We start from the raw sequence: 6,185 nt of genomic DNA, 5'->3' as shown, positions 1-6,185 counted from the left end.
GAGTTCGTCGACACCGACCGCACCGTCGACGAACTCGTCTCGAGCCACGTGCGGGCCGGCCTGTCGGCGCGCGACATCGACGTGATCTCGACCGACCGCCACACGGTCAAGCCATGGTTCAACGGCCGGCTCGACTATGCGCCGCCGGTCGAGGATCTCGCGGCGGACGGCTTCGCGCTGGTCGGCGGGCGGCTCGACTACGTCGGGCGGCGTCGCGTCGCGGTGCTCGTGTACCGCTACCGGCAGCACGTGATCGACGTCTACGTGCGGCCGGCCGGCGAAGGGCCGGCGGCCCCGTACACGACCGTGTCGCAGGGCTATGCGCTCGACCGCTGGGACGCGGCCGGGATGACGTGGTGGGCCGTGACCGACGCCGAGCCGTCGGCGCTCACGGCGTTGCGGACGGCGCTCGACGCGCGGCTGTCCGGCACGCGCGGCGAGTGATGGCGCGACGCCGGCCGCGCCCCGCCGCGCGCGCGGCCGGCGTTCGGGCCCCGATAAAAAGAGCCGACAGGCGAGCACATGCGCCGGCCCGTCCGTTCAAGTCTTTGAAAACATGGCCGAATCCGCGCGCCGATCGTTGATTGGCCTTGCATGCGTCCCGTAATCGGGTTAGAATCTTCGGCTTCTCACTTGCCACACCGGTTCAGACGCCCGGGTGGCTTTAATCCACAAGGAGTGTGTAATGCGTCATTACGAAATCGTCTTCATCGTGCACCCGGATCAAAGCGAGCAAGTGCCCGCGATGATCGAGCGCTACAAGTCCACGATCACGTCGCACGGTGGCCAGATCCACCGTGTCGAAGACTGGGGCCGTCGCCAACTGGCCTACATGATCGAGAAACTCGCGAAGGCTCACTACGTCTGCATGAACATCGAGTGCGACCAGACGACGCTCGACGAACTCGAACACGCGTTCAAGTTCAACGACGCCGTGCTGCGTCACCTCATCGTCAAGATGAAGAAGGCCGAAACCGGCCCGTCGCCGATGATGAAGGAAGTTCAGCGCGAAGAAGCCAAGAAGGCGGCTGCAGCTCAGCCGACCGAAGCGCAGGCTTAAGTTCGTCATTCATTAAGCCATCAAGGAGCGCGCCACTCTCGTGAACAGGTTGCAATTGACGGCGAGCGTCGTCGAACGCGCACCGGTGCGATATACGCCGGCAGGTGTTCCGATCGCTAGCGCCACATTGCAGCACCGCACGGAAGTCGTCGAGGCAGGCATCCCCCGTCAGGTCGAAATGACGATCGAGGCGGTGGCGGCCGGTGAGGCGAGCGGCAGGCTGGAGAGTCGTGAAATGGGCGTCGAAACGCTGTTCACGGGCTTCCTGGCCAAGAAAAGCCGCAACGCGAGAACCTTGGTGTTTCACATCACAGCATTGCAGGACATTGGAAAGGACTGAAATCATGCCCCGCCCGACTGGTAAGAAATTCGACAAGCGTCGTCAGCAACAAAACCCGCTCTTCAAGCGCAAGAAGTTCTGCCGTTTCACGGCTGCAGGCGTCGACCAGATCGACTACAAGGACACGGAAACGCTGAAGGACTTCATCGGCGAAAACGGCAAGATCACGCCGGCTCGTCTGACGGGTACGAAGGCGCACTATCAGCGTCAGCTGGATACGGCCATCAAGCGTGCGCGTTTCCTCGCGCTGCTGCCGTACACCGATCAGCACAAGGCGTAATCAGGCGACGCAATAAGGAGAATTCGAATGCAAATCATTCTGTTGGAAAAAGTCGCCAATCTGGGTAACCTCGGCGACATCGTCAAGGTCAAGGACGGTTACGCTCGCAACTTCCTGATCCCGAACCGCAAGGCTCGCCGTGCAACGAAGGAAGCGATCGCCGAATTCGAAGTGCGCCGCGCTGAACTCGAAAAGATCGCCGCTGAAAAGCTGGCGGCATCGCAGGCAGTCGGCGAGAAGCTGAACGGCCAGTCGTTCGAAATCACGCAGAAGTCGGGCGTTGACGGCCGTCTGTTCGGCTCGGTCACGAACGGCGACGTCGCGGAACTGCTGAAGAAGGCAGGTTTCGAAGTCGAGAAGCTGCAAGTTCGCATGCCGGAAGGCCCGCTGAAGATGATCGGCGAGCACAACGTGCAGGTCGCGCTGCACACGGACGTCGTCGTCGACGTCACGATCAACGTGATCGGCGACCACGCGTAAGCGTACGCAGGCTTTCCGGGCGGCTTCCGTCGTCCGGACAAGGGCAGGCGCCCGGGCAACCGGGGCCTGCCTTTTTTATTGCCCGATCGCCTGAGCGGTAGCGCTGCAGCGATCTATTCGCGATAATCCCAACCCATGAACGCGCCGCAAGATCCTCAAATCGAATCGCTGAAAGTCCCGCCGCATTCGGTCGAAGCCGAGCAGTCGGTGCTCGGCGGCCTGTTGCTCGACAACGCGGCATGGGACCGGATTGCCGACTTCCTGTCGCAGGGCGATTTCTATCGCTACGACCACCGGATCATCTACGAGCACATCGGCCGCCTGATCGCGTCGACGCGGCCGGCCGACGTCGTGACCGTGTACGAAGCGCTGACCACGTCCGGCAAGGCCGACGACGTTGGCGGGCTCGCGTACCTGAACGCCCTCGCGCAGAACACGCCGAGCGCCGCGAACATCCGTCGTTATGCGGAAATCGTGCGCGATCGCGCGGTGTTGCGCCGGCTCGTGTCGGTTGCCGACGAAATCTCGGCCGACGCGTTCAATCCGCAAGGCAAGGAAGTCCGTCAGCTGCTCGACGAAGCCGAATCGAAGGTGTTCTCGATCGCGGAAGAGGGCGCGCGCGGCAACCAGGGCTTCCTCGAGATCGGCCCGCTGCTCACGCAGGTCGTCGAGCGGATCGACACGCTGTACCACACCGCGAATCCGAGCGACGTCACGGGCACGCCGACGGGCTTCGTCGACCTCGACCGGATGACGTCCGGGATGCACGGCGGCGAGCTGATCATCGTGGCGGGACGGCCGTCGATGGGCAAGACCGCGTTTTCGATGAACATCGGCGAATATGTCGCGGTCGAGTACGGGCTGCCGGTCGCGGTGTTCTCGATGGAAATGCCGGGCACCCAGCTCGTGATGCGTATGCTCGGCTCGATCGGCCGGCTCGACCAGCACCGGATGCGGACGGGCCGGCTGACGGACGAGGACTGGCCGAAGCTGACGCATGCGGTGCAGAAGATGAGCGAGGCGCAGCTCTTCATCGACGAGACGGGCGGCCTGAACCCGATGGAATTGCGCTCGCGCGCGCGGCGTCTTGCGCGGCAATGCGGCAAGCTCGGCCTGATCATCGTCGACTACCTGCAGCTGATGTCGGGTTCGTCGCAGGGCGAGAACCGCGCGACCGAAATCTCGGAAATCTCGCGATCGCTGAAGAGCCTCGCGAAGGAGCTCGACGTGCCGGTGATCGCGCTGTCGCAGCTGAACCGCGGCCTCGAACAGCGCCCGAACAAGCGTCCGGTGATGTCCGATCTGCGCGAATCAGGCGCAATCGAACAGGATGCGGACGTGATCCTGTTCATTTACCGCGATGAAGTCTACAATCCGGACAGCCCGGACAAAGGAACGGCCGAGATCATCATCGGCAAGCAGCGTAACGGTCCGATCGGCCCCGTTCGGCTCACGTTCCTGGGTCAATATACGAAGTTCGATAACTTTGCAGGGGCGCAGACCTTCTACGGCGAGTGACGCCGCTTGTAAAGGCCTAAATCGCCAAACGTTGTATCCAATCCCGGCGCGCGCATATGCGCGCGTCGCGTCGCAACCGAAAACGGTACAATGTCGCCCGTTTTCGTGACAGTAGTTTGACAATCTCTCAGGAATCCCATGTTCGGTCGATTCATGCCCACCGAGGGCAAGTTCTTTGAACTCTTCAACGCGCACGCGAAGCACATCGTTTCCGGTGGCCGCGAGCTCGAACTGCTGATCGACAATCTCGCCGACGCCGAGATTCACAAGCAAAACGTGCAGACCGCCGAGAAGGCCGCCGACAAGCTCACGCACGAGGCGATCGATCTGCTGCACAAGACCTTCATCACGCCGCTCGATCGCGACGAGATCCACAAGCTGATCACGACGATGGACGACATCCTCGACCTGATGGAAGACGTCGCGACGGCCGTGTCGCTGTACGACGTGCGTTCGGTCACGTCGGAGGCGAGCCAGCTCGCGCACATCGTCACGCAGTCGGCCCAGCACGTGCAACAGGCGGTCGGGCTGCTGTCCGACATGAAGCAGTCGGCACAGATCCTCAAGCAATGCGAGGAGATCGACCGCTGGGAGTCGGAGGCCGATCGCGTGCTGCGCGCGGCGATGTCGAAGCTGTTCCGCGAGGAAGACGACGTGAAGACGCTCATCAAGCTGAAGGCGATCTACGAGCTGCTCGAAGAGATCACCGACAAGTGCGAGGACGTCGCGAACATCATCGAAGGCATCGTGCTGGAAAACGCCTGAGCGGACCACGATGCATTCGATACAACTCGCCCTATGGATGGTCGCGGCGCTCGTGCTCGTCGCGCTCGTATTCGACTTCATGAACGGCTTTCACGACGCGGCGAACTCGATCGCCACCGTCGTGTCGACCGGGGTGCTGAAGCCCCAGCAGGCCGTCGTGTTCGCGGCGGCGTTCAACGTCATCGCGTACTTCATCTTCCACCTGAAAGTCGCGCAGACCGTCGGTAAAGGCACGATCGATCCCGAAATCGTCGACCACTACGTCATCTTCGGCGCGCTGGTCGGTGCGATCGGCTGGAACGTGATCACGTGGTATTACGGGATTCCGTCGAGCTCGTCGCACGCGCTGATCGGCGGCCTCGTCGGCGCGGCGCTCGCGAAGTCGGGCTGGAGCTCGTTGAACATCGACGGGCTGCTGAAGACGGTTGCGTTCATCTTCATTTCGCCGCTGCTCGGCTTCATCCTCGGTTCGCTGTTCATGCTCGGCGTGTCGTGGCTGTATTTCCGTACCGCGCCCAGCAAGGTTGACCGGCGTTTCCGCCGTCTGCAGCTGCTGTCGGCCGGCCTGTACAGCCTCGGCCACGGCGGCAACGACGCGCAGAAGACGATCGGCATCATCTGGATGCTGCTGATCGCAAGCGGCTACGCGTCGGCCGGCGCCGATGCGCCGCCTGCGTGGGTGATCGGCGCGTGTTACCTGTCGATGGGCCTCGGCACGCTGTTCGGCGGCTGGCGCATCGTGCGCACGATGGGCCAGAAGATCACGAAGCTCAAGCCGGTCGGCGGTTTCTGCGCGGAAACCGGTGGCGCGATGACGCTGTTCCTCGCGTCGTTCCTCGGCATTCCGGTGTCGACCACGCACACCATCACCGGCGCGATCGTCGGTGTCGGCGCGACCCAGAAGCTGTCGGCCGTGCGCTGGGGCGTCGCCGGCAACATCGTGTGGGCGTGGGTGCTGACGCTGCCCGCCGCCGCGCTGTTCGCGGCCGGCGGATGGTGGCTCGGCCACCAGATCTTCTGATCGCCGACACTGCCGGATCGACATCCAATGCGCCGCAAGCCGAAAGGCTGCGGCGCATTTTCTTTTGGAGCGGCGAGTGGGCGACGGAACGGGCGGGGCGCCGACAGAGTCGCCGACGGGACTTGCCGTCGACGGCCGGGCAACCGGTCAGTAACTGCCGTTCGCGAAGCGCGCGATCGGATCGTCCGCGGTGCCGGTACGCGGGCTGACGGGCGCGGATTGCGTCGACGCGCGCCAGACCTGCACGGGTGCGGGCTCGATGCTGCGTGGCGATGCCGATGCGGCCGCCGGAGGCGGTTCGTCGTCGAACGCGGCAGCCTGGGCGGCGGTCAGCGCCGTCGTCGGAATCTGCGTGCCGGACTCCGCCTGGACGGCGGGTGCTGCATTGGCCGTCATCGCAGTCATGCCATCGTTCATCGACGTTGCCTGCTGCCGGGCGGCCTGCACACGCGGCGGAGGCGGTTCGTACGGATCGGCGGCGGGGGCCGCCGGTGCGGCGGCGGCCGTGACGACCGGCGCGGGTGCCTGCGTCACGCGTGCTTGCTGTGGCGCATAGGCAGGCTGCCGCGCCGCCGAGATCGGAAGAGCACACGTCTGAAACCCAGGCACGAACCGCCAACTCGGATGCCGGCTTCTGGTTGAAAAAAAAAAAAACTGTATATAGCGAGACCATATACCGCCCGGTATGTCACTAGTGCACTACCGCTGCCTACACAGAGTC

7 protein-coding genes and 2 pseudogenes are annotated in these 6,185 nt (G+C 63.6%); 8 read left to right on the top strand and 1 reads right to left on the bottom strand.

What is annotated here, in order from left to right; all coding sequences use genetic code 11:
• The 8 genes and pseudogenes from G3N62_RS33930 to G3N62_RS33895 form a co-directional block, all read left to right on the top strand.
• Positions 1–444 (top strand): annotated as a pseudogene (locus G3N62_RS33930) (anti-sigma factor); the annotation flags it as partial.
• A gap of 241 nt (positions 445–685) precedes the next feature.
• Positions 686–1,060 carry a 30S ribosomal protein S6 gene (rpsF, locus tag G3N62_RS33925; RefSeq protein WP_004193673.1) on the top strand — a complete coding sequence of 125 codons (375 nt, stop codon included), beginning with the start codon at positions 686–688 and terminating at the stop codon, positions 1,058–1,060.
• Between the two features lie 40 nt (positions 1,061–1,100).
• On the top strand, positions 1,101–1,400 hold the full coding sequence (gene priB, locus G3N62_RS33920; RefSeq protein ID WP_034188684.1) for a primosomal replication protein N: 300 nt from the start codon (positions 1,101–1,103) through the stop codon (positions 1,398–1,400).
• Positions 1,401–1,404: 4 nt separating this feature from the next.
• Positions 1,405–1,680, top strand: a complete 276-nt coding sequence (gene rpsR / locus G3N62_RS33915; protein WP_011657068.1) for a 30S ribosomal protein S18 — start codon at positions 1,405–1,407, stop codon at positions 1,678–1,680.
• Positions 1,681–1,707: 27 nt separating this feature from the next.
• Positions 1,708–2,160 carry a 50S ribosomal protein L9 gene (rplI, locus tag G3N62_RS33910; RefSeq protein WP_021156519.1) on the top strand — a complete coding sequence of 151 codons (453 nt, stop codon included), beginning with the start codon at positions 1,708–1,710 and terminating at the stop codon, positions 2,158–2,160.
• A 135-nt stretch (positions 2,161–2,295) separates the two neighbouring features.
• The gene (locus G3N62_RS33905) at positions 2,296–3,678 is read left to right on the top strand and encodes a replicative DNA helicase (RefSeq protein ID WP_006486249.1); all 1,383 of its coding nucleotides are present in this window, start codon (positions 2,296–2,298) and stop codon (positions 3,676–3,678) included.
• Between the two features lie 138 nt (positions 3,679–3,816).
• Complete coding sequence (locus tag G3N62_RS33900; RefSeq protein WP_034188683.1) at positions 3,817–4,443, top strand: DUF47 domain-containing protein; 627 nt, start codon at positions 3,817–3,819, stop codon at positions 4,441–4,443.
• Between the two features lie 10 nt (positions 4,444–4,453).
• Entirely contained in the window at positions 4,454–5,464 is a 1,011-nt protein-coding gene (locus G3N62_RS33895) for an inorganic phosphate transporter (protein WP_034188682.1), read from the top strand.
• 147 nt (positions 5,465–5,611) lie between these two features.
• Here the strand turns inward: G3N62_RS33895 and G3N62_RS33890 are convergent.
• Positions 5,612–6,040 (bottom strand): annotated as a pseudogene (locus tag G3N62_RS33890) (peptidoglycan endopeptidase); the annotation flags it as partial.
• Between the last annotated feature and the right edge of the window lie 145 nt (positions 6,041–6,185).

The sequence above is a fragment of the Burkholderia sp. Tr-20355 genome (genome assembly GCF_017104685.1).
Classification (GTDB): Bacteria; Pseudomonadota; Gammaproteobacteria; order Burkholderiales; family Burkholderiaceae; genus Burkholderia; species Burkholderia seminalis.
This window is presented reverse-complemented; position numbering and strand designations above follow the sequence as displayed.

Coding starts and splice junctions, on each gene's coding strand:
- rpsF (WP_004193673.1), top strand. CDS start 686: ATGCGTCATTACGAAATCGTCTTCATCGTGCACCCGGATCAAAGCGAG.
- rpsR (WP_011657068.1), top strand. CDS start 1,405: ATGCCCCGCCCGACTGGTAAGAAATTCGACAAGCGTCGTCAGCAACAA.
- rplI (WP_021156519.1), top strand. CDS start 1,708: ATGCAAATCATTCTGTTGGAAAAAGTCGCCAATCTGGGTAACCTCGGC.
- G3N62_RS33905 (WP_006486249.1), top strand. CDS start 2,296: ATGAACGCGCCGCAAGATCCTCAAATCGAATCGCTGAAAGTCCCGCCG.
- G3N62_RS33900 (WP_034188683.1), top strand. CDS start 3,817: ATGTTCGGTCGATTCATGCCCACCGAGGGCAAGTTCTTTGAACTCTTC.
- G3N62_RS33895 (WP_034188682.1), top strand. CDS start 4,454: ATGCATTCGATACAACTCGCCCTATGGATGGTCGCGGCGCTCGTGCTC.